The organism is Stenotrophomonas sp. ISL-67 (assembly GCF_018612915.1).
GTDB lineage: Bacteria > Pseudomonadota > Gammaproteobacteria > Xanthomonadales > Xanthomonadaceae > Stenotrophomonas.
Map to the genome: position 1 here is coordinate 184238 of NZ_JAGGRL010000009.1, position 19520 is coordinate 203757.

General features: G+C 68.4%; 17 protein-coding genes. 15 read left to right on the plus strand and 2 right to left on the minus strand.

Annotation, left to right across the window (positions count from 1 at the left end; genetic code table 11):
* The first annotated feature begins 60 nt into the window (after positions 1-60).
* The 15 genes from J7J08_RS11105 (at position 61) to pncB (ending at position 15854) form a co-directional block, all read left to right on the plus strand.
* A complete protein-coding gene (locus tag J7J08_RS11105) occupies positions 61-1914 on the plus strand; it encodes a S8 family peptidase (RefSeq protein WP_214905249.1) in 1854 nt (617 codons plus the stop codon).
* 117 nt (positions 1915-2031) lie between these two features.
* Positions 2032-3765 carry a type II secretion system ATPase GspE gene (gene gspE / locus J7J08_RS11110; protein ID WP_214905252.1) on the plus strand — a complete coding sequence of 578 codons (1734 nt, stop codon included), beginning with the start codon at positions 2032-2034 and terminating at the stop codon, positions 3763-3765.
* 2 nt (positions 3766-3767) lie between these two features.
* Positions 3768-4988 carry a type II secretion system F family protein gene (locus J7J08_RS11115; protein ID WP_214905255.1) on the plus strand — a complete coding sequence of 407 codons (1221 nt, stop codon included), beginning with the start codon at positions 3768-3770 and terminating at the stop codon, positions 4986-4988.
* Positions 4989-5031: 43 nt separating this feature from the next.
* Entirely contained in the window at positions 5032-5466 is a 435-nt protein-coding gene (gspG, locus tag J7J08_RS11120) for a type II secretion system major pseudopilin GspG (protein WP_214905258.1), read from the plus strand.
* Positions 5467-5559: 93 nt separating this feature from the next.
* The gene (locus J7J08_RS11125) at positions 5560-5982 is read left to right on the plus strand and encodes a GspH/FimT family pseudopilin (protein ID WP_214905440.1); all 423 of its coding nucleotides are present in this window, start codon (positions 5560-5562) and stop codon (positions 5980-5982) included.
* Positions 5979-6401: a prepilin-type N-terminal cleavage/methylation domain-containing protein gene (locus J7J08_RS11130; protein WP_214905261.1), complete on the plus strand. Its 423-nt coding sequence runs from the start codon at positions 5979-5981 to the stop codon at positions 6399-6401. The genes J7J08_RS11125 and J7J08_RS11130 overlap by 4 nt, the downstream gene beginning before the upstream one ends.
* On the plus strand, positions 6398-7030 hold the full coding sequence (locus tag J7J08_RS11135) for a type II secretion system protein J (protein WP_214905263.1): 633 nt from the start codon (positions 6398-6400) through the stop codon (positions 7028-7030). Before J7J08_RS11130 ends, J7J08_RS11135 begins: the two co-directional genes overlap by 4 nt.
* Positions 7027-7887: a type II secretion system protein GspK gene (locus J7J08_RS11140; protein WP_214905265.1), complete on the plus strand. Its 861-nt coding sequence runs from the start codon at positions 7027-7029 to the stop codon at positions 7885-7887. The genes J7J08_RS11135 and J7J08_RS11140 overlap by 4 nt, the downstream gene beginning before the upstream one ends.
* Positions 7884-9041, plus strand: a complete 1158-nt coding sequence (locus J7J08_RS11145; RefSeq protein WP_214905267.1) for a PilN domain-containing protein — start codon at positions 7884-7886, stop codon at positions 9039-9041. Before J7J08_RS11140 ends, J7J08_RS11145 begins: the two co-directional genes overlap by 4 nt.
* Positions 9016-9747: a type II secretion system protein GspM gene (gspM, locus tag J7J08_RS11150; RefSeq protein WP_214905269.1), complete on the plus strand. Its 732-nt coding sequence runs from the start codon at positions 9016-9018 to the stop codon at positions 9745-9747. Before J7J08_RS11145 ends, gspM begins: the two co-directional genes overlap by 26 nt.
* Positions 9737-10555, plus strand: coding sequence for a general secretion pathway protein GspN (locus tag J7J08_RS11155; protein WP_214905271.1), 819 nt, complete (start codon positions 9737-9739; stop codon positions 10553-10555). Before gspM ends, J7J08_RS11155 begins: the two co-directional genes overlap by 11 nt.
* 9 nt (positions 10556-10564) lie before the next feature.
* Positions 10565-12757 (plus strand): type II secretion system secretin GspD, encoded by a 2193-nt coding sequence (gspD, locus tag J7J08_RS11160; protein WP_214905274.1) that lies wholly within the window; start codon positions 10565-10567, stop codon positions 12755-12757.
* A 43-nt stretch (positions 12758-12800) separates the two neighbouring features.
* Positions 12801-13661: a glycosyltransferase family 2 protein gene (locus J7J08_RS11165; RefSeq protein WP_214905277.1), complete on the plus strand. Its 861-nt coding sequence runs from the start codon at positions 12801-12803 to the stop codon at positions 13659-13661.
* Positions 13658-14491 (plus strand): glycosyltransferase family 2 protein, encoded by an 834-nt coding sequence (locus J7J08_RS11170; RefSeq protein ID WP_214905281.1) that lies wholly within the window; start codon positions 13658-13660, stop codon positions 14489-14491. Before J7J08_RS11165 ends, J7J08_RS11170 begins: the two co-directional genes overlap by 4 nt.
* A gap of 187 nt (positions 14492-14678) precedes the next feature.
* A complete protein-coding gene (gene pncB, locus J7J08_RS11175; RefSeq protein ID WP_214905283.1) occupies positions 14679-15854 on the plus strand; it encodes a nicotinate phosphoribosyltransferase in 1176 nt (391 codons plus the stop codon).
* Positions 15855-15959: 105 nt separating this feature from the next.
* On the opposite strand, the gene J7J08_RS11180 is transcribed toward pncB, so the two are convergent.
* Together J7J08_RS11180 and ettA are read right to left on the minus strand one after the other, a co-directional pair.
* Positions 15960-17276: an NCS2 family permease gene (locus J7J08_RS11180; protein WP_214905286.1), complete on the minus strand. Its 1317-nt coding sequence runs from the start codon at positions 17274-17276 to the stop codon at positions 15960-15962.
* A gap of 517 nt (positions 17277-17793) precedes the next feature.
* Positions 17794-19458: an energy-dependent translational throttle protein EttA gene (ettA, locus tag J7J08_RS11185; RefSeq protein WP_214905289.1), complete on the minus strand. Its 1665-nt coding sequence runs from the start codon at positions 19456-19458 to the stop codon at positions 17794-17796.
* Positions 19459-19520: the final 62 nt, after the last annotated feature.

Consider the following 19520-nt stretch of genomic DNA (forward strand, 5'->3'; position numbering starts at 1 on the left):
TCCGCATGGAGTGTTGGCCTGAACAGTCGTTTGATCCATGACCTTGAAGAGGATTACACCGTGACCACAAAGCAGAACCTTCGCATCAATGTGCTGGCAGCCGCCGTGCTGTCGCTGTCCGTGGGCGCCAGCGCCTATGCCGCCGGGTTGCCGGTCAAGGAACCGGCGAAGCAGGCCAGCACCGCCCAACAGGGTTCCGAACGCATCATCGTCAAGTACGCCCCCGGCAGCGCGGCTGCCTCCGACCGCTCGGCCAAGCTGGCTGCGGTGACCTCGGCGGTGTCGCGGGCCAGCCTGGGCGCCACCGCCTCGCGCGCTGCCGCCGCCAGCCCGCAGCACCTGCGCCGGCTCGGCACCGGTGCCGACGTGATCCGCCTGCAGGGCAAGCTCAGCCAGGCCGACCTGCAGAAAGTGCTGAAGGAAATCCAGGCCGATCCGTCGGTCCAGTACGCCGCGGTGGACGTCAAGCTGCAGCGCGCCGACGTGCGTGCGAAGGAAACCCCGCAGCTGGTGCCGGACGACCAGTACTACACGCAGTACCAGTGGCACCTGCACAGTCCCACCGGTGGCGTGAACGCACCTGCTGCATGGGACGTGGCCCAGGGCGAGGGCGTGGTGGTGGCGGTGCTCGACACCGGCATCCTGCCGCAGCACCCGGATTTCGCCGCTGGCACCCTGCTGGAAGGCTATGACTTCATCAGCGACGCCGAGACCTCGCGTCGTCCCACCGATGAGCGCGTGCCGGGTGCACTGGACTACGGCGACTGGGTCGAAAACGACAACGAGTGCTACGCCGGTTCGCTGGCCGAAGACAGCTCCTGGCACGGCACCCACGTGTCGGGCACGGTCGCCGAGGCCACCAACAACACCATCGGCATGGCCGGCCTTGCCTACAAGGCCAAGGTGCTGCCGGTACGCGTACTCGGCAAGTGCGGCGGCTACCTGTCCGATATCGCCGACGCGATCACCTGGGCCTCTGGCGGCACCGTTGCCGGCATTCCGGCCAACCCGAACCCGGCTGAAGTGATCAACATGAGCCTGGGCGGCGGCGGCGCCTGCGATCCGGCCTACCAGGATGCGATCAACGGCGCGGTGTCGCGCGGCACCACGGTGGTGGTGGCGGCCGGCAACCAGGCCTCCAACGCCTCCGGCTACCGTCCGGCCAGCTGCGCCAACGTGATCGCCGTGGGCGCCACCCGCATCACCGGCGGCATCGCCTCCTACTCCAACTTCGGCACGGCGGTCGACCTGTCCGGTCCGGGCGGCGGTGGCGGCGTGGATGGCAATCCCGGCGGCTACGTCTGGCAGGCCGGCTACGACGGCCTGACCACACCGACCTCCGGTGCCTACACCTACATGGGCATGGGCGGTACCTCGATGGCCTCGCCGCACGTGGCCGCCGTGGCTGCACTGGTGCAGGGCGCGCTGGCCTCGGCCGGCAAGGACCCGCTGACCCCGGCGCAGGTGGAAACCCTGCTCAAGCAGAGTGCCCGTGCGTTCCCGGTGACCATTCCGACCTCCACCCCGATCGGCAGCGGCATCGTCGACGCCAAAGGGGCACTGGATGAAGCGCTGGCCGAGCCGTGCACGGAAGACTGCGCGCCGGATGCGACGCCGCTCACCAACCGCGTGGCTGTCAGCGGTCTGACCGGCGCCGGTGGCAGCGAAACGCTGTACAGCTTCGAAGCAGCGGCGGGCAAGACGCTGAGCTTCCTCACCTACGGCGGCAGTGGCAATGTCTCGCTGTACGTCAGCGCGGGCGACGCGCCGACCGCGACGGACTTCGATGCCAAGTCCTCGCGTCCGGGCAACAGTGAAACCGTGCGCTTCACCGCGCCGGTGGCGGGCACCTACTACATCAACCTGGTGGGTGAATCGGCCTTCAGTGGCGTGAGCATCCAGGCCGTCCAGTAACGGTCCGGCAGTACCTGCGGGAGCCCGTCATGTGACGGGCTCCCGTTTTCCAAGGCCACCACCGCATGTGGCATCACGGCGAGCTGCTAAAGTCTGCGGGTCGCCAGGAGAGCTTTCGTGAATGCGGTAACCCACGATCTTGCTGAAGAGTCAGCCATGGATGCGGAAAGCCGCATCGTGGCGCTGTTGCTGCGCAACGGGCGGCTGAAGGACGCCGACCTGACCCGCGCGCGGCCGCTGCAGCGCGAAGCCGGTGGCAGCCTGCTGCCGCTGCTGGTGCGGCTGGGCCTGGTGTCCGAACGTGACCACGCGCAGGCCTGTGCCGAGGTGCTGGCGCTGCCGCTGCTGGAGGGCAAGGGCGTGCCCGAAGCGCCCCCCGAATCCCTGATCGACGCGCTGCCGCTGTCGCTGCGCTTCCTCAAACAGTTCCATGCCTGCCCACTGGCGCTGCACGACGGCGTGCTCGACCTGTGGCTGAGCGACCCGCAGGAGCCGTACACGGCCGATGCGGTGCAGTTGGCGATGGCGGTGCCGGTACGCCTGCACGTCGGCCTGCGCTCGGAGATCGATGACGTCATCGAACGCTGGTTCGGCCAGGGTCGCAGCGCGATGGGCGCGATCATCGAAACCGCCGATGGCGAAGGCAGCGTGGTCGACGATATCGAACACCTGCGCGACCTGGCCTCCGAAGCCCCGGTGATCCGCCTGGTGAACCTGGTGATCCAGCGTGCGGTGGAACTGCGCGCCTCGGACATCCACATCGAACCGTTCGAGAACCGGCTGAAGGTGCGCTACCGCGTCGATGGCGTGCTGATCGACGGCGAGAGCCCGCCGGCCAACCTCACCGCAGCGGTGATCAGCCGCATCAAGATCATGGCGCGGCTGAACATCGCCGAGCGCCGGCTGCCGCAGGATGGCCGCATCATGCTGCGGGTGCAGGGCAAGGAACTGGACCTGCGCGTGAGCACCGTGCCCACCGCGCACGGCGAGAGCGTGGTGATGCGCCTGCTCGATCGCGACACGGTGGTGTTCGATTTCCACCGGCTCGGCTTCACCGATGCGTTCCTGCCGCAGTTCCGCAGGGTGCTGGAGCAGCCGCACGGCATCCTGCTGGTCACCGGCCCCACCGGTTCGGGCAAGACCACCACGCTGTACACCGCGCTGAGCCAGCTCAACACCGCCGATGTAAAGATCATCACCGTCGAGGACCCGGTCGAATACCAGATCGAAGGCATCAACCAGATCCAGGCCAAGCCGCAGATCGGGCTGGATTTCGCCAATGCGCTGCGCAGCATCGTGCGCCAGGATCCGGACATCATCATGATCGGCGAAATGCGCGACCTGGAAACCGCGCGCATCGCGATCCAGTCCGCGCTGACCGGCCACCTGGTGCTGTCCACGCTGCATACCAACAACGCCGCCGGTGGCATCACCCGCCTGCTCGACATGGGCGTGGAAGACTACCTGCTCACCTCCACCATCAACGGCATCCTGGCCCAGCGCCTCGTGCGCCGGCTGGAGCCGCAGCATGCGCTGCGCTACCCGGCCTCGCCGGAGGAGATCGAGAAGTTCGGGCTGCGCCGCCTGCAGCCGGAAGGCGAGATCTTCCTGTACCGCGCGCAGCCCTCGGCGATCGCCCCGACCGGCTACCTGGGGCGCACCACCATCATGGAATTCCTGGTGATGAACGACGAGCTGCGGCGCGCGGTGATGCGCCGCGCCGGCATGGGCGAGGTGGAGCAGATCGCCCGCGCCGCCGGCATGCGCACCATGTATGAAGATGGCCTGGCCAAGGCGCTGATGGGCCACACCACGCTCGAAGAAGTGCTGCGCGTGACCGAGGAAAGCTGAGCATGCCGCAGTACCGCTACAAGGCCCTCAATGCGCACGGCGAGCTGTTCGACGGCCAGATGGAGGCTGCCAGCGAAGCCGATGTGGCCGCGAAACTGCAGGACCAGGGGCACCTGCCGATGGAAGCGCGCCTGGCCGGCGAGGGTGGTGCTGGCGGTACCTCCTGGGCCGCGCTGCTGCGGCGCAAGCCGTTCGACGGCGGCGCGCTGGTGCAGTTCACCCAGCAGCTGGCCACCCTGCTCGGCGCCGGGCAGCCGCTGGACCGCGCGCTGACCATCCTGCTGGAGCTGCCCGAAGACGAACGCAGCCGGCGGGTGATCACCGACATCCGCGATGTGGTGCGTGGCGGGGCCGCGCTGTCCACCGCGCTGGAACGCCAGCACGGGCTGTTCTCGCGGCTGTACATCAACATGGTGCGTGCCGGCGAGGCCGGTGGCAGCCTGCACGATACGCTGCAGCGGCTGGCCGATTACCTGGAGCGCAGCCAGGAATTGAAGGGCCGGGTGATCAACGCGCTGATCTACCCGGCCATCCTGCTGGCGGTGGTCGGCGGAGCGCTGCTGTTCCTGCTCGGCTACGTGGTGCCGCAGTTCGCACAGATGTATGAAAGCCTCGATGTGGCGCTGCCGTGGTTCACCCAGTGGGTGCTCAGCGCGGGCCTGCTGGTGCGCGAAGGCTGGCTGGCGATGATCGTGGTGCCGGCACTGGCGCTGCTGGTGATCGAACGCAGGCTGCGCCAGCCAGCGGCGCGGTTGGCACTCGATGGCTGGCTGCTGCAGCGCAAGGGTATCGGCGGGCTGGTGGCCAAGCTGGAAACCGCACGATTGGCACGCACGCTGGGCACGCTGCTGCGCAACGGCGTACCGCTGTTGGCCGGCCTGGGCATCGCGCGCAACGTGCTGGGCAACCGGGCGCTGGCCGCCGATGTGGACGCGGCCAGCGACGAGGTCAAGAACGGCAATGGCCTGTCCGCCTCGCTGAGCAAGGGCAAGCGCTTCCCGCGCCTTGCGCTGCAGATGATCCAGGTCGGCGAAGAATCCGGCGCGCTGGATGTCATGCTGCTCAAGACCGCCGATACCTTCGAACAGGAAACCGCACGCGCCATCGACCGCCTGCTGTCGGCGCTGGTGCCGGTGATCACCCTGGTGCTGGCCTCGGTGGTCGGCCTGGTCATCGTTGCCGTGCTGGTGCCGCTGTACGACCTCACCAATGCCATCGGCTGACCGCCGTGGCGCACTTCGTCCCGACATGCTGCAAGGAGCTTCCATGATCCACCGTCGTAAAGCGGTCCGCCTGTCTTCGCCGCGCAACCAGTCGGGCATGAGCCTGCTGGAAATCATCATCGTCATCGTGCTGATCGGCGCGGTGCTCACCCTGGTCGGCAGCCGCGTGCTCGGCGGTGCCGATCGCGGCAAGGCCAACATCGCCAAGTCGCAGGTGCAGACCATGGCCGGCAAGATCGAAAACTACCAGCTCGATACCGGCAAGCTGCCGGCCAGGCTGGACGACCTGGTCACCCAGCCCGGCGGCAGCAATGGCTGGCTGGGCCCGTACGCCAAGTCGAGCGAGCTGAACGATCCGTGGGGCAACGCACTGGAATACCGCGCGCCGGGCGAAGGCCAGCCGTTCGACCTGATCAGCCTGGGCAAGGATGGCAAGGTTGGCGGCAACAGCTACGACGCGGACATCAAGTACGAGTAAGCGCGCTTGCGTCCCTCCGCCGCGCCGCGCCGCACCCGCCGCCCTCGCACCCTGTCGCGACGGTACGCCGTGCGCGGCGTTTCGCTGCTGGAAATGCTGCTGGTGGTCGCCCTGATCGCGATCATCGGGGTGATCACCGCCACCGCCATGAACGGCGGCATCGACGGCGTGCGCCTGCGCAATGCCGGCAAGGAAGTGGCCAGCCAGCTGCGCTACACCCGCACCCAGGCCATCGCCACCGGTGAACGCCAGCGTTTCCTGATCGATCCCGAGGCGCGTACCTGGGAAGCGGCCAACGGCCGCCACGGCAGCCTGCCCGCCGCGCTGGAGGTCCACTTCCGGGGTGCCGGCCAGGTCGCCGGCGTGGCCAGCGGCAAGGGCGGCATCGCGTTCCATCCCGACGGCGGCTCCAGCGGCGGCACCATCGAACTGGGCGTGCGCGATGCACGGTGGCGCATCGACGTGAGCTGGATCACCGGTGAAGTGCGCTCCGGTCCGGTGCGGGGGGCACGATGAAGCACCAGCGTGGCTATTCGCTGCTGGAAGTGATCGTGGCCTTCGCGCTGCTGGCACTGGCGTTGACCCTGTTGCTGGGCAGCCTTTCCGGTGCCGCCCGCCAGGTGCACCACGCCGACCTGCGCACGCGTGCGGTGCTGCACGCGCAGTCGCTGCTCGCCGCGAGCGGCATCGAGGCGCCGCTGCAGGAAGGGCGTTCGCAGGGCGAATGGGAGGACGGCCGCTACCGCTGGGACCTGCAGGTGGAACCGTACGTGGATGCGCGCACCAGCGCGCTGCCGCAGGCTGCCGACACCCCCACCGGCGGCCCGACCCTGGCACAGGTGACCCTGCAGGTGCGCTGGGGCGAGGGTAACGGCGAACGCCTGCAATGGCGCTCGCTGCGGCTGCTGCCGAATACGCCCGAGGCGGCGCGATGAGCCGGCGCGCTGCACGCGGTTTCACCCTGATCGAAGTCCTGCTGGCGACCGTGCTGCTGGTCGGTGGGCTGGCACTGGCTTTCGCCACCGTGCGTTCGGCGATGAACATCGCCCAGCGCGGCGAACGCGTGGCCGCGCAGAATGAGCGCATGCGTGCGGTGGAAGGGTTCCTGCGCAGGCGCCTGAGCATGGCGCTGCCCACCGCGGCCGAGCCGCCCGATCCCACCCGCGAACCGCTGTATTTCCAGGGCGAGCCGCAGCGCATGCTGTTCGTGTCCGAACTGCCCGGTTACCTCGGCCGTGGCGGTTCCTACGTGCATGAGCTGCAGGTCAACCGCAGTGGCACGGAGCTGCGGCTGGAGGTTGCACTGACCCTGGTGCAGAACGGCGAGCGCATCGACGAGGCGCCGCCGCGCGCGCCGGAGCTGCTGGCCGACGCGCTGCGCGAGGTCGCGTTCCGATACCGTGGCATCGATCCGCGCAGCGGCAAGCTCGGGGACTGGGAGACACGCTGGGACGACACCCGGCGGCTGCCGCTGCTGGTCGAGATCCGCATCGTGCCGCAGCAGGGGCCGGCATGGCCGCCGATGGTGGCTGCGTTGTCGCAGGCGCGCGGGGCTCGCTCATGAGGCGTGCGCGTGGTGCGGCGCTGGTGCTGGTGCTGTGGTTGATCGCACTGCTCACTGCCGTGGTGGGTGCGTTCGCACTCAGTGCACGCATCGAACACCTGCAGCAGCGGGTGATCGGTGACGACGCGATCGGCCAGGAACATGCCCGTGCCGGACTGGAGTACGCATTGTTCCGGTTGCGCCCTTCGGCGCTGCAACCGCCGTGGCAGGCCGACGGCCGCCGCTATCGCTGGACCTTCGATGGCCGCCAGGTCGACCTGCGGATCACCGACGAGAACGGCAAGATCAACCTCAACCTGGCCGACACCGCCCTGTTGACCGCGTTCCTGCGTGCGCTGGACGTGGAGCCCGGGCGCGCCCCGCAGGTGGCGGGGGCCATCGCCGACTGGCGCGATCCCGACAGCCTCAAGCAGCCCGGCGGTGGGGCGGAAACCGCCGACTACCAGGCGGCCGGCCTGCCGTATGGCGCGCGCAACGGGCGCTTCGAGACGCTGGGCGAACTGCAGCGGGTGCTGGGCATGGACGCGGCACTGTATGAACGGATGGAACCGATGCTGACCCTGTACAGTCGGCAGTCGCGTCCGGATCCGCGGTTCGCGTCCGGGCCGGTACTGGAAGCGCTCGGGCTGGATGCCGAGCGCCTGCTGGCCGAACGCGAGCGGGCCGAAGCGGCCGGCGATGAAAACGTGACCGGCGCGCTTGCCAGTGGCAGCGGCACCTATAGTATCGAGAGCCGCGCCCTGGATGAGCGCGGCCGGGTTTCAGTGTTGCGCGCCGTGGTGCGCATGGGCGCGGCGGGCACGCCGGGAACGACTTACACAGTACTTCGCTGGGAACAGGGAATGGCAGCACGATGACGGCATGGCGGGACAGTCTGGTGCAGGCACGGGGACGCTTCGCACCCGGCGTGGGCAATGGCCTGCGCTGGTGGCGGCGTTCGCTGCTGGCCTGGCTGCCGCTGCGCTGGCAATGGGCCATGGGCTGGTCGCGCTCACGCCTGCTGCTGTCGCGGCATGCCGAACAGCTGGTGCTGCGCCGCGATACCGCCACCCAGCTGCAGGCCGTGGCCGAACTGCCGTGGCCGACCACGCCGGCCGATCTGGACCGGGTGCTGGAGGCGCGCCTGCGCGCGCTGCCGCGGCATTGGGTGCTGCCGGCCACCGCCGTGCTGCGCCGCCCGCTGCGCCTGCCGGCCGCCGCCGCACCACGCCTGCGCGCTGTGGTCGGCTTCGAGATCGACCGGCAGACCCCGTTCGAGGCCAGCCAGGTCCATTACGACGTGCGCGAACTGGACACGCTGCCCGACGGCCAGCTGCAGGTGGAGCTGGTGGTCATTCCACGCCAGGCGCTGGAGCAGTGGTCGCAGCAGGCCGGCGGCTGGGCGCAGCAGCTGGCCGGCGTGGATGCCGACGATGGCAATGGGCAGCCGCTGGGCGTGAACCTGCTGCCGCCGACCCAGCGCCGCGTCACCCACGACCCGATGCGGCGCTGGAACCTGCTGCTCGCCATCGCCACCGTGGTGCTGCTGGCCTTGGCCGGCACCCAGTTGCTGGACAACCGCCAGGCTGCCGCCGATCGCCTGCGCGGGCAGGTCGATGCCGCCGCACACGACGCACGCCGCGTGGCGGCGCAACGCCAGCAACTGCAGGAGCTGGTCGACGGCGCGGCGTTCCTGGAGGGCAAACGCACCGCGCACGCCAGCACCGTGGAGCTGTGGAACGAACTGACCCGGCTGCTGCCCGATGGCACCTATCTTGAAAAACTGTCGGTGGAAGGCAACACGCTGCAGCTGATCGGGCTCAGCCGCGAGGCGTCGCAGCTGGTGTCGCTGCTGCAGGATTCGCCGCTGTGGCGCAAGGTCAACCTGACCGGCGTCCTGCAGGCCGATGGCGGCGCCGCCGGCCGCGACCGCTTCACGCTCACCGCCGAACTGCAGCCCTTGCCGGGCGCAGCTGCCGCTGCCACGACCGCCACGGAGGTTGCCGATGGCAATGCCGCCAACACGCCGTGACCGCTGGTTGGCGCTGGCGTTGCTGCTGGCGGTGGTCGCGCTGGCCTACCTGGTGCTGGTCCACCCGTGGTTCACCCGGCCGTTGCTGGACATCAACCAGGGCATTGCCGAACTGCAGGAACGCGAGCAGCGCGTGCAGGCCCAGCTGCAGCAGCGTGCCCAGGTGCAGCAGCGGCTGCAGCAGGTGCAGGCCGCCTTGGACGGGCGCCCCGGCTTCCTGCGCGAGCCCACCGCCGAATCGGCCGCGGCCGCGTTGTCGAGCCGGCTGCAGGATGCGGTGGCGTCCGCCAGCCCGGGCAACCGCAGCTGCACCATCAGCAACCGCTCGCCGCTGACCGACACCGCGCGCGATGCGCAGTTCCCGCGCGTGGCACTGCAGGTACGCCTGCGCTGCGGCGTGCCGGAAATGGCAGCGGTGCTGCATACATTGGAAACCGGCAGCCCGCGCCTGTTCGTGGGCAACCTCAACCTGCTGGCGCAGCGTTTCCAGGCATCGCCCAACGAGACCGGCACCGGGCTGGATGTGTCGTTCGAACTGGTCGGCTACCTCAAGCCGGGCGCAGGCGGTGACGCGGCCGCCGCAGCGCCTGCCGCGCCGGTGCCTGACGCGGCGCCGGCGGGGCTGGAACCGGTGCCTTCGGCCATGGCCGCGCCGAGCGACCCGGAAACGACCGGACAGGATGAGGGGGCTGCCATTGAAGATTGAACTCGCGCCCCTGCGCAGCTGGTGGTTGGGCGGCGTGGCCGCCTGGGCCGCCGCGATCTGGATCGCCATGCTGTTCGGCGCCGGTGGGCGCATCGCCCCGGCCGGTGCCGGCGACCGCGCCCCACCGCCGCTGCCCACGTTGGCCCCGGCCGCGCCGGAGCGCATCGCCTCGGCCGAAGCGTACGCCGCCATCGGTGCGCGCCCCCTGTTCGCCGAAGACCGCAAGCCGCGCCCCTACCTGCTGGGCGGCAGTGAACCGGGCAGCAGCGCCAGCGCCGTCACGCTGACCGGTGTGCTGCTCACCGCCGAATTCGGCATGGCCATCCTCACCACCGACCAGAAGCAGTCGCTGCGCCTGCGCCTCAACGGCGATGCGGTGAACGGCTGGCAGTTGCTCGCGCTGGAACCGCGCAGTGCCACCGTGACCGGCCCCAGTGGCACGCAGACGCTGGAACTGGTGACCTTCAGCGGGCAGGGAGGGGAACCGCCCACCGTGCTGGGCACGGCGGCCGGCGCGGCCCAGGGAAATGGCGTGCGCCCACCCCCGCCACCGCCCGGGCAGAACGCCGGGCGGGGGCCGACAACGAACGTCACCGGCGCGGTACCTCCGGCCGCGCAGGCCGGCGCCGAAGCAGCCGCGAATGCGGTCGCCGCCGCTGCCGCGGCGGCGCAGAAGCCGGCCACGCAGGGCCCCAGCGAAGAACAGATGCAGGCCATCCGCGCCCGCATCCAGGCACGTCGCCAGCAACTGCAGCAACAGCAACAGTCGCAGCAGCCGCCCGCGGGCGGCTCCGGCCAAACCAAATAGAGTGAAAGCATGACATTGCGTCTTTTCTCCCTGTCGTTCGCCGTGGCCCTGCTTGCAGGCTGCGCCTCCGTGCCCGGTCCCGAAGTGCGCCGCGATGCAGTCCTCGATGGCAAGCACCAGGTCGTGGCCGGCGACGGCTCGCACGACGGCGTGGAGGCGCAGCCGCTGGGCACCGACGGCGCGCCACAGGCGGTGATCCGTCGCGGCAGCGGCACCATGATCAACCGCAGCGCCGCCGCGGCGCCGTCGCCGGCGTTGTCGCAGGCCAGCACCGGTACGGCCACCTTCAATTTCGAAGGCGAATCGGTGCACGCGGTGGTCAAGGCGATCCTGGGCGACATGCTCGGCCAGAACTACGTGATCGCGCCGGGCGTGCAGGGCACCGTGACCCTGGCCACGCCCAAGCCGGTGTCCTCGGCGCAGGCGCTGAACCTGCTGGAGATGGTGTTGGGCTGGAACAACGCGCGCATGGTCTACAGCGGCGGCCGCTACAACATCGTCGCCGCCGACCAGGCCTTGGCCGGCACCGTCGCGCCGAGCACCGCGCCGCCGGCCAACGCGCGCGGTTTCGAAGTGCGCGTCATCCCGCTGCAGTACATCTCCGCCACCGAGATGAAGAAGGTGCTGGAGCCGTATGCGCGGCCGAACGCGATCGTCAACGTCGACAGCGGGCGCAACGTCATCACCCTCGGCGGCACCCGCAGCGAACTGGAGAACTACCTGCGCACGGTCGAGATCTTCGACGTCGACTGGCTGTCGGGCATGTCCGTGGGCGTGTTCCCCATCCAGACCGGCAAGGCCGAGCAGGTCGCGGCGGACCTGGAGAAAGTGTTCGGCGAAGAGAGCAAGACCCCCAGCGCCGGCATGTTCCGTTTCCTGCCGCTGGAGAACGCCAACGCGGTGCTGGTCATCACCCCGCAGGCACGCTACCTCGACCAGATCCAACAGTGGCTGGAACGCATCGATACCGCCGGCGGGAGCGCGCGGCTGTTCTCCTACGAACTGCGCTATGTCAAAGCCAAGGACCTGGCCGAGCGCCTGGCCGAAGCGTTCGCCAGCGAAAACAGCCGCGGCAGCCGTGGCGGCTCGCTGGCACCGGGCGCGAACGTGCAGGAGCTGGGTAGTCGCGACGGCACCAGCGGCGACAGCTTCAACAGTACCGGCAACAGTGGCACCAATCGCACCGGCGGCATGGGCGACGGCACCATGAACCTGCCGCAGCGCCAGCCCGGCAACGCCAGCTTCAACCTGGAAATCCAGGGCGATTCGGTTGGCGTGTCGGCAGTGGAGGAAACCAACACGCTGCTGGTGCGCTCCACCCCGCAGGCCTGGCGTTCGATCCGCGAAGTCATCGAAAAGCTCGACGTGATGCCGATGCAGGTGCACATCGAAGCGCAGGTGGCCGAAGTGGCGCTGACCGGCGACCTCGCCTATGGCGTGAACTGGTTCTTTGAACAGGCGGTGCAGACCGGCAAGACCGAAAGCGGCATCGACCTGCCCAGTGCATTGGGTCGTTCGATCTGGGGCAGCATTTCCGGCAGGGTCGGCGACGGCGGGCTCGGCTGGACGTTCCTGGGCAAGAACGCGGCGGCGGTGGTGACCGCGCTGGACAAGGTGAGCAACCTGCGCCTGCTGCAGACCCCCTCGATCTTCGTGCGCAACAACGCCGAGGCCACCCTCAACGTTGGTACCCAGATCCCGATCAACTCGGTGTCGGTCAACACCGGCGTGGGCGGTGACAACACCTACAGCCAGGTGCAGTACCTGGACACCGGCGTGATCCTCAAAGTGCGCCCGCGCATCACCCGTGACGGCGTGGTCTTCCTGGACATCGTGCAGGAAGTCAGCTCGGCCGGCGCGATCCCTTCCGGCTGCGATCCCACCCGCACCACCTGCAACCCGCCGATCAACACCCGCAAGATTTCCACCGAAGCGGCGGTGCAGAGCGGCGACACCATCATGCTGGCCGGCCTGATCACCAATTCGGACGAGAACGGCGCCAACGGCGTGCCGGGCCTGAGCCGGATCCCGGTGATCGGCGCGCTGTTCGGCAGGAAGACCCAGAACACCGACCGCTCGGAAGTGATCGTGCTGCTGACCCCGACCATCGTGCGCAACGCGCAGGAGTCGCGGAACCTGACCGACGAATACAGCAATCGCTTCCGCGCCATGGAACCGTTCCCGTCCCGCCCCAGGCGCTGAGTCCTGCTACGCTGCGGTCACGACGCCGCACTCAGGGGGACGGATGGGAACGATCGTGTTGCTGCCGATCGGGGTCGATGACAGCGCCCTGGACCGCTGCCTGGCCGCACTGGATGCAGGCACCCCGGCGCAGACGCCGGTATGGCTGGCCGATGACGGCCAGGCGGGGCCACGTGCACAGGCGGTGATCGAACACTGGCTGGCACATACACCGCTGCGGGCCGAATACACCCGACGTGCGCGCGCGATTGGCGAAGTGGCCCACCTGGATGAAATGCTGCGCGCGTGCGACGGCGGCGACGTGTTGGTGCTGGCGCCCGATGCCGTGCCCGCACCCGGTTGGCTGCAGCAGCTTGATGCCTGCTTCGCGCGGGATGCGTCGATCGGTTCGGCCACGCCATGGTGCAACGCCGGTGAAACGGCGGCCTGGCCGCGGCTGGGCGAGATCAACCCGGTGCCGGACGATCTGTCCGCGATGGCCCAGGCGTGCGCCGCGCTGCCTACGCTGGACCCTGAACTGCCTTCGGCGGTGACTCACGCGGTGCTGCTGCGTGCCAACGCGCGACGCAAGGCTGGCGGCCTGGACATGCACAGCTACGGCTCCTGGAACGCCGCGTTGATTGACCTGAGCCTGCGCATGGCCGGCCTGGGCTGGCGCAACGCCCTGTGCGCCAACGCGTATGTCGCGCGCGGCGGTGAGGCGCTGGCGCACGACGGTGACCTGGAGGCACTGGGCACGCGCTGGCCGACATGGCAGCCGCGGCTGGCCGGGTTCCTGATGAGCGACCCGCTGCTGCAGGTCCGCCAGGACCTGCAGCGCCTGCATCAGCAGGCGATAATGCCCCGGTCCCAGGGCGATCTGTTCGGATCGCCCGCCGCCGCTGCTCCGGAGCCGCCTGCTTGAATCCCTGCATTGCCGTCATCATCGTCAGCTACCAGAGCGCCAGCACGCTGGACGACTGCCTGGCGCGGCTGCGCGCGGCCGACGAGGTCGCCGAGATCCGCGTGGTCGACAACGATTCCGACGATGGCACGCTGGACATCGTGCAGCGCCACGCCAGTGCCGACCTGCGCGTACGCTTCATCGCCAACCCCGACAACCCCGGCTTCGCCGCCGCCAACAACCAGGGCGTGGCCGACAGCCAGGCACCTTGGCTGGCCTTCATCAACCCCGACTTGATGGTCGCGGCCGACACCCTGGCCCAGCTGCGCGCACGCGGCCAGGCCTTGGGTGACTGCGTGCTGGGCGTGGAGCAGGTGGACGAACAGGGCCAGCCCGATGCGGCGGTGCGCCGCCGCGATCCCGATTTTGGCGCCATGCTGCGCCACCCGGGGCAGGGCGCACGCCTGGCCATCCCGGCCGATCCGTCGCAGGCGCTGCAGACGGTGCCGGCGCTGTCGGGCGCGCTGCTGCTGATGCCGCGTGCGCTGTTCGACCGCATCGGCGGCTGGGATGCCGGCTACCGCCTGCATGCCGAAGACCTGGACCTGTGCCGCCGCGCACGCGAAGCCGGCGCGGTGGTGGCGATCGCCAACGACCTGCAGGTGGTGCACGTACGCGGCGTGTCGAGCCGTTCGCGGCCGTTCTTCGTGGAATGGCACAAGCACCGTGGCCTGTGGCGTTACTTCCGCCGGTTCGAGGCGCCCCGGCGCAACCTGCTGGTGCAGGCCGCGGTGTGGGGCGCGATCTGGGCGCACGCGGCGGCCCAGATCCCGCGGTTGCTGCGGTCGTGAATCCGCATTCGCGTATTCACCCCACGGTTCGCTGCGCAAACCGCGGGCCCCACCACACCAGCTTCCTCATCCCCGCGCCTGCGGCGCGCCCCCTTGAACACCAAGGGGGCTCTTCACTTCATGCATGCCTTGCAATCAGACGCGCGCCGCGTTGGTCGGTACATGCTGGGGGGCGCATAATCCGGGGATGATCATCCAGTCCCTGCTCGACACCGACCTGTACAAATTCACCATGATGCAGGCGGTGCTGCACCAGCACCCCGGCGCGCAGGTCCAGTACCGGTTCAAGTGCCGAACGCCGGGCATCGACCTGGCGGGCTTCATCGAGCAGATCAACGCCGAAATCGACCACCTGTGCCAGCTGCGCTTCAGCACCGAAGAGCTGGATTACATGCGCGGGCTGCGTTTCGTAAAGCCGGACTTCGCCGACTTCCTGGGCCTGTTCCACCTGGACCGCAAGTACATCGACCTGCGCCCGTCGCAGACGGTGCCGGGCGAGATCGCGCTGGACATCACCGGGCCGTGGCTGCACACCATCCTGTTCGAAGTGCCGCTGCTGGCGATCATCAACGAGGTCTGGTTCCGCAATACGAGCACGCCGGATTTCGCCGAAGGCGAGCGCCGCCTGCAGGCCAAGACGGCGCTGCTGCGCGACACGCCGGGCTTCGAGCTGTGCCGCATCGCCGATTACGGCAGCCGCCGCCGCTACTCGCGCGACTGGCACGCCCGCATGCTGCCGATGATGCGCGACGCACTGGGCGACCAGTTCGTGGGTACCAGCAACGTGCATTTCGCGCGGCTGTACGGCATGACCCCGCACGGCACGATGGCCCACGAGTACCTGCAGGCATTCCAGGCGCTCGGCCCGCGCCTGCGCGATTCGCAGGTGGCGGCGTTGGAGTCGTGGGCACGCGAGTATCGCGGCGACCTGGGCATCGCGCTGTCCGACGTGGTGGGGCTGGAGGCGTTCCTGCGCGATTTCGACATGTATTTCTGCAAGCTGTTCGATGGCGTGCGGCATGATTCGGGCGACCCCTTCAGCTGGGGCGACCGCATGCTGGCGCACTTCAAGGAGCGCCGCGTGGACCCGCGCAGCAAGGTGCTGGTGTTCAGCGACGGGCTCAACATCGAGAAGGTGATGCGCCTGTTCGACTACTTCCGTGGGCGCTGCCAGGTCGCGTTCGGTGTCGGCACGCACCTGACCAACGACCTGGGCCCGACGCCGCTCAACATCGTGATCAAGATGGTCCGCTGCAACGGCCAGCCGGTGGCCAAGCTCAGCGATTCGCCGGGCAAGAGCATGTGCGACGACCCGGGCTACCTGGCCTACCTGCGCCAGGTATTCGAGCTGCCGCCGGAATAGCGTAACGACCAACGGTCGTTACCTACCCGGGTAGGGTTGGTTCCCAAACAACCGCCGACCTTGCCGATCGACACGGTAACGCATGACCCTGACCGACGCCGCGCCTTATTCCAACGCATACCGGGCAACGAACAACGCCGCCACCAACCACACCGCCGGGTGCACTTCCCGCCATCGCCCGGTACCGGCCTTCAACACGGCATAGGCAATGAACCCGAATGCCAAGCCATTCGCAATCGAGTAGGTGAACGGCATCGCCAGCGCGCACAGGGCAGCAGGCACCGATTCGGTCAGGTCGTTCCACTCCACATCCACCAGCTCGCGCAGCATCAGCCCGGCCACGAACAGCAGCGCCGGTGCGGTGGCATAGCCGGGCACCATGCCGGCCAGCGGCGAGAACAGCAGCGCGGCCAGGAACAATGCAGCCACCACCAGCGCGGTCAGTCCAGTGCGACCACCGGCCTGCACGCCGGAGGCGCTTTCGGCAAACGCGGTGGTGCTGCTGGTGCCGAGCAGGGAGCCCGCAACAATCGCGGTGCTGTCGGCCAGCAGGGCGCGGCCAAAGCGCTTCTGGGCGCCGGGCAGCTTGAGCAGGCCAGCGCGGCCCACCACGCCATACAGGGTGCCGGTGGCATCGAAGACTTCGACCAGCACGAACACCAGCACGACCTGCAGGAGCACGGCGAGCGGTGCGCCACCGTCGTGGTGGAGCAGGCCGGGCAGGTCGAGCTGCAGGAAGGTGGGGGCCAGGCTGGGAGGCAGTGAGACCACGCCGTGGTACTGGACGTTGCCGAGCAGCCAGGCGGCGCCGGTAACGGCGAGGATGCCGATCAGGATGGCGCCTTTGACGCGGCGCGCTTCAAGGATGGCAATCAGCAGGAAGCCGGCCAGCGCCAGCAGCGGTGGGGCGGTGTTGAGCGGGCCGAGTGCGACCAGGGTGTCGGCGTTGGCGATGATGACGCCGGATTTCTGCAGGGCGATGATGGCCAGGAACAGGCCGATGCCGGCAACGATGGAGGCGCGCAGCGAGGCGGGAATGCCGGCCACCAGCCAGGCACGCACGCCGGTGAGCGAGAGTGCGAGGAACACCAGGCCGGAAATGAACACGGCGGCCAGTGCCTGCTGCCAGGGCAGGCCGGCGGCGCCCACTACGGTGAAGGCAAAGAAGGCATTCAAGCCCATGCCGGGGGCCATGCCGACCGGGAAGTTGGCGGCAAACGCCATCACCAGCGAACCCAGCGCGGCGGCCAGGCAGGTGGCCACGAACACGGCCCCCGGGTCCATGCCGGTGGTGGACAGAATGTCCGGATTGACGAAGACGATGTACGACATCGTCAGGAACGTGGTCAGCCCGGCCAGCATCTCGGTGCGCACGGTGGTGCCGTGTTGTTCGAGCTGGAACAGGTTTTCAAGCAGCTTCATGGCGGGGGTCCATGGGTGTTGGTCGGTTATGGCGAAAGCAAGAGCCTTCGTCTGGTGCATCACTTGCTGAGGGCCGACGGGTACGGGGGTACGGGACACGCCGTGAACCCATCCATGGGGGCTCGTAGAAAACATCCATGTTTTCTACGGTCCCGTACCCCCGCACCCGCCGGCCCTCCCGAAGAAGGTCGGTGGCCATGGAAGATCAGATGCCGTTTCGATCATTTCCATGCGGGGGGGATGCCGCGTAGAGCCACGCCCTGCGTGGCTGCCGTTCCCAACCGCACACGCGATCTGTCGAGGGAGGCCGGCGGGCAGCCCCTGTAGGGACTGTCAAAAACATGGATGTTTTTGCCAAGCCCCCAAGGATGGGTTTACGGCGTGTCCCGTAAGGGGCTGCCCGTCGGCCTCCCTGCACACAGCAATGGAAACGCCGCCGTTGACCTTGTGTCACGACCAACGGTCGTGGCCTACCAGAATGCAAAACGGCCGCGCAGAGCGCGGCCGTTTTTCCTTATTATTTCAGCGCCTTGAAGCGCAGGCGCTTCGGGGCGGCGTCGTCGCCCATGCGGCGGCGCTTGTCCTCTTCGTATTCGCGGTAGTTGCCCTGGAAGAACTCCACGTGCGAATCGCCTTCGAACGCCAGGATGTGGGTCGCGATGCGATCCAGGAACCAGCGGTCATGCGAAATGACGAACGTGTTGCCCGGGAACTCCAGCAGCGCATCTTCCAGCGCACGCAGGGTTTCGATGTCCAGATCGTTGGACGGTTCGTCGAGCAGCAGCACGTTGCCACCCTGCAGCAGGGTCTTGGCCATGTGCAGGCGACCACGCTCACCACCGGACAGCGAACCGACCAGCTTCTGCTGGTCCTGGCCCTTGAAGTTGAAGCGGCCGATGTAGGCGCGCGACTGGATCTCGATGCCATTGATGTTGAGGATGTCCAGGCCGCCCGCGATTTCCTGGAAGACGTTGTGGTTGCCTTCCAGCGCGTCGCGGCTCTGGTCCACGTAGGACAGCTTCACGGTCGGGCCGACCACGATCTCGCCGGTGTCCGGCTTTTCCTGGCCGGTGATCATCTTGAACAGGGTCGACTTGCCCGCGCCGTTCGGGCCGATGATGCCCACGATCGCGCCGCCCGGGACCAGGAAGTTCAGGTCGTCGAACAGCAGGCGGTCGCCGAACTTCTTGGAGACGTTCTTGAATTCCATCACTGCGTTGCCCAGGCGCTCGCCCGGCGGGATGAAGATTTCGTTGGTCTCGTTGCGCTTCTGGTAATCAACCGACTGCAGCTCTTCCAGGCGGGCCAGACGGGCCTTGCCCTTGGTGCGGCCGCCCTTGGCGTTCTGGCGCGACCACTCCAGTTCCTTCTGGATCGCCTTCTGGCGGGACTTTTCCTGGTTGTCTTCCTGGCGCAGGCGATCATCCTTCTGGGTCAGCCAGTCGGTGTAATTGCCCTTCCACGGAATGCCGCGGCCGCGGTCCAGTTCCAGGATCCACTCGGCGGCGTTGTCCAGGAAGTAGCGGTCATGGGTGACGGCCACCACGGTGCCGGTGTAGCGCGCCAGGAACTGTTCCAGCCACTCGACCGATTCGGCGTCGAGGTGGTTGGTTGGTTCGTCGAGCAGCAGCATGTCCGGCTTCTGCAGCAGCAGGCGGCACAGCGCCACGCGGCGCTTCTCACCACCGGACAGGGTGCCAACCACGGCATCCCACGGCGGCAGGCGCAGCGCGTCGGCGGCCACGTCCAGCTGGTTTTCCAGCGTGTGCGCGTCGCCGGCGGCAAGGATCGCCTCCAGGCGCTCCTGTTCCTTGGCCAGCTTGTCGAAATCGGCGCCTTCCTCGGCATAGGCCAGGTACACCGCGTCGAGCGCGGCCTGGGCCTGCAGCACTTCGCCCACGCCTTCCTCGACCGATTCACGCACGGTCTTGGTCGGGTCCAGCTCCGGTTCCTGGGCCAGGTAACCGACCTTGATCCCGGCCTGGGGGCGGGCTTCGCCCTCGAAGTCGGTGTCCACGCCGGCCATGATCTTCAGCACCGTCGACTTGCCCGAGCCGTTCAGGCCCAGCAGGCCGATCTTGGCACCCGGGAAGAACGACAGCGAGATGTCCTTGATGATCTGCCGCTTGGGCGGAACCACCTTGCTGACGCGGTTCATGGTGTAGATGTATTGCGAGGACATGAGCTCTCCGAAGGCGCAACCCTGCGCCCGTTCCGTCAGGAACAAGCACAGATGAAAAGGGA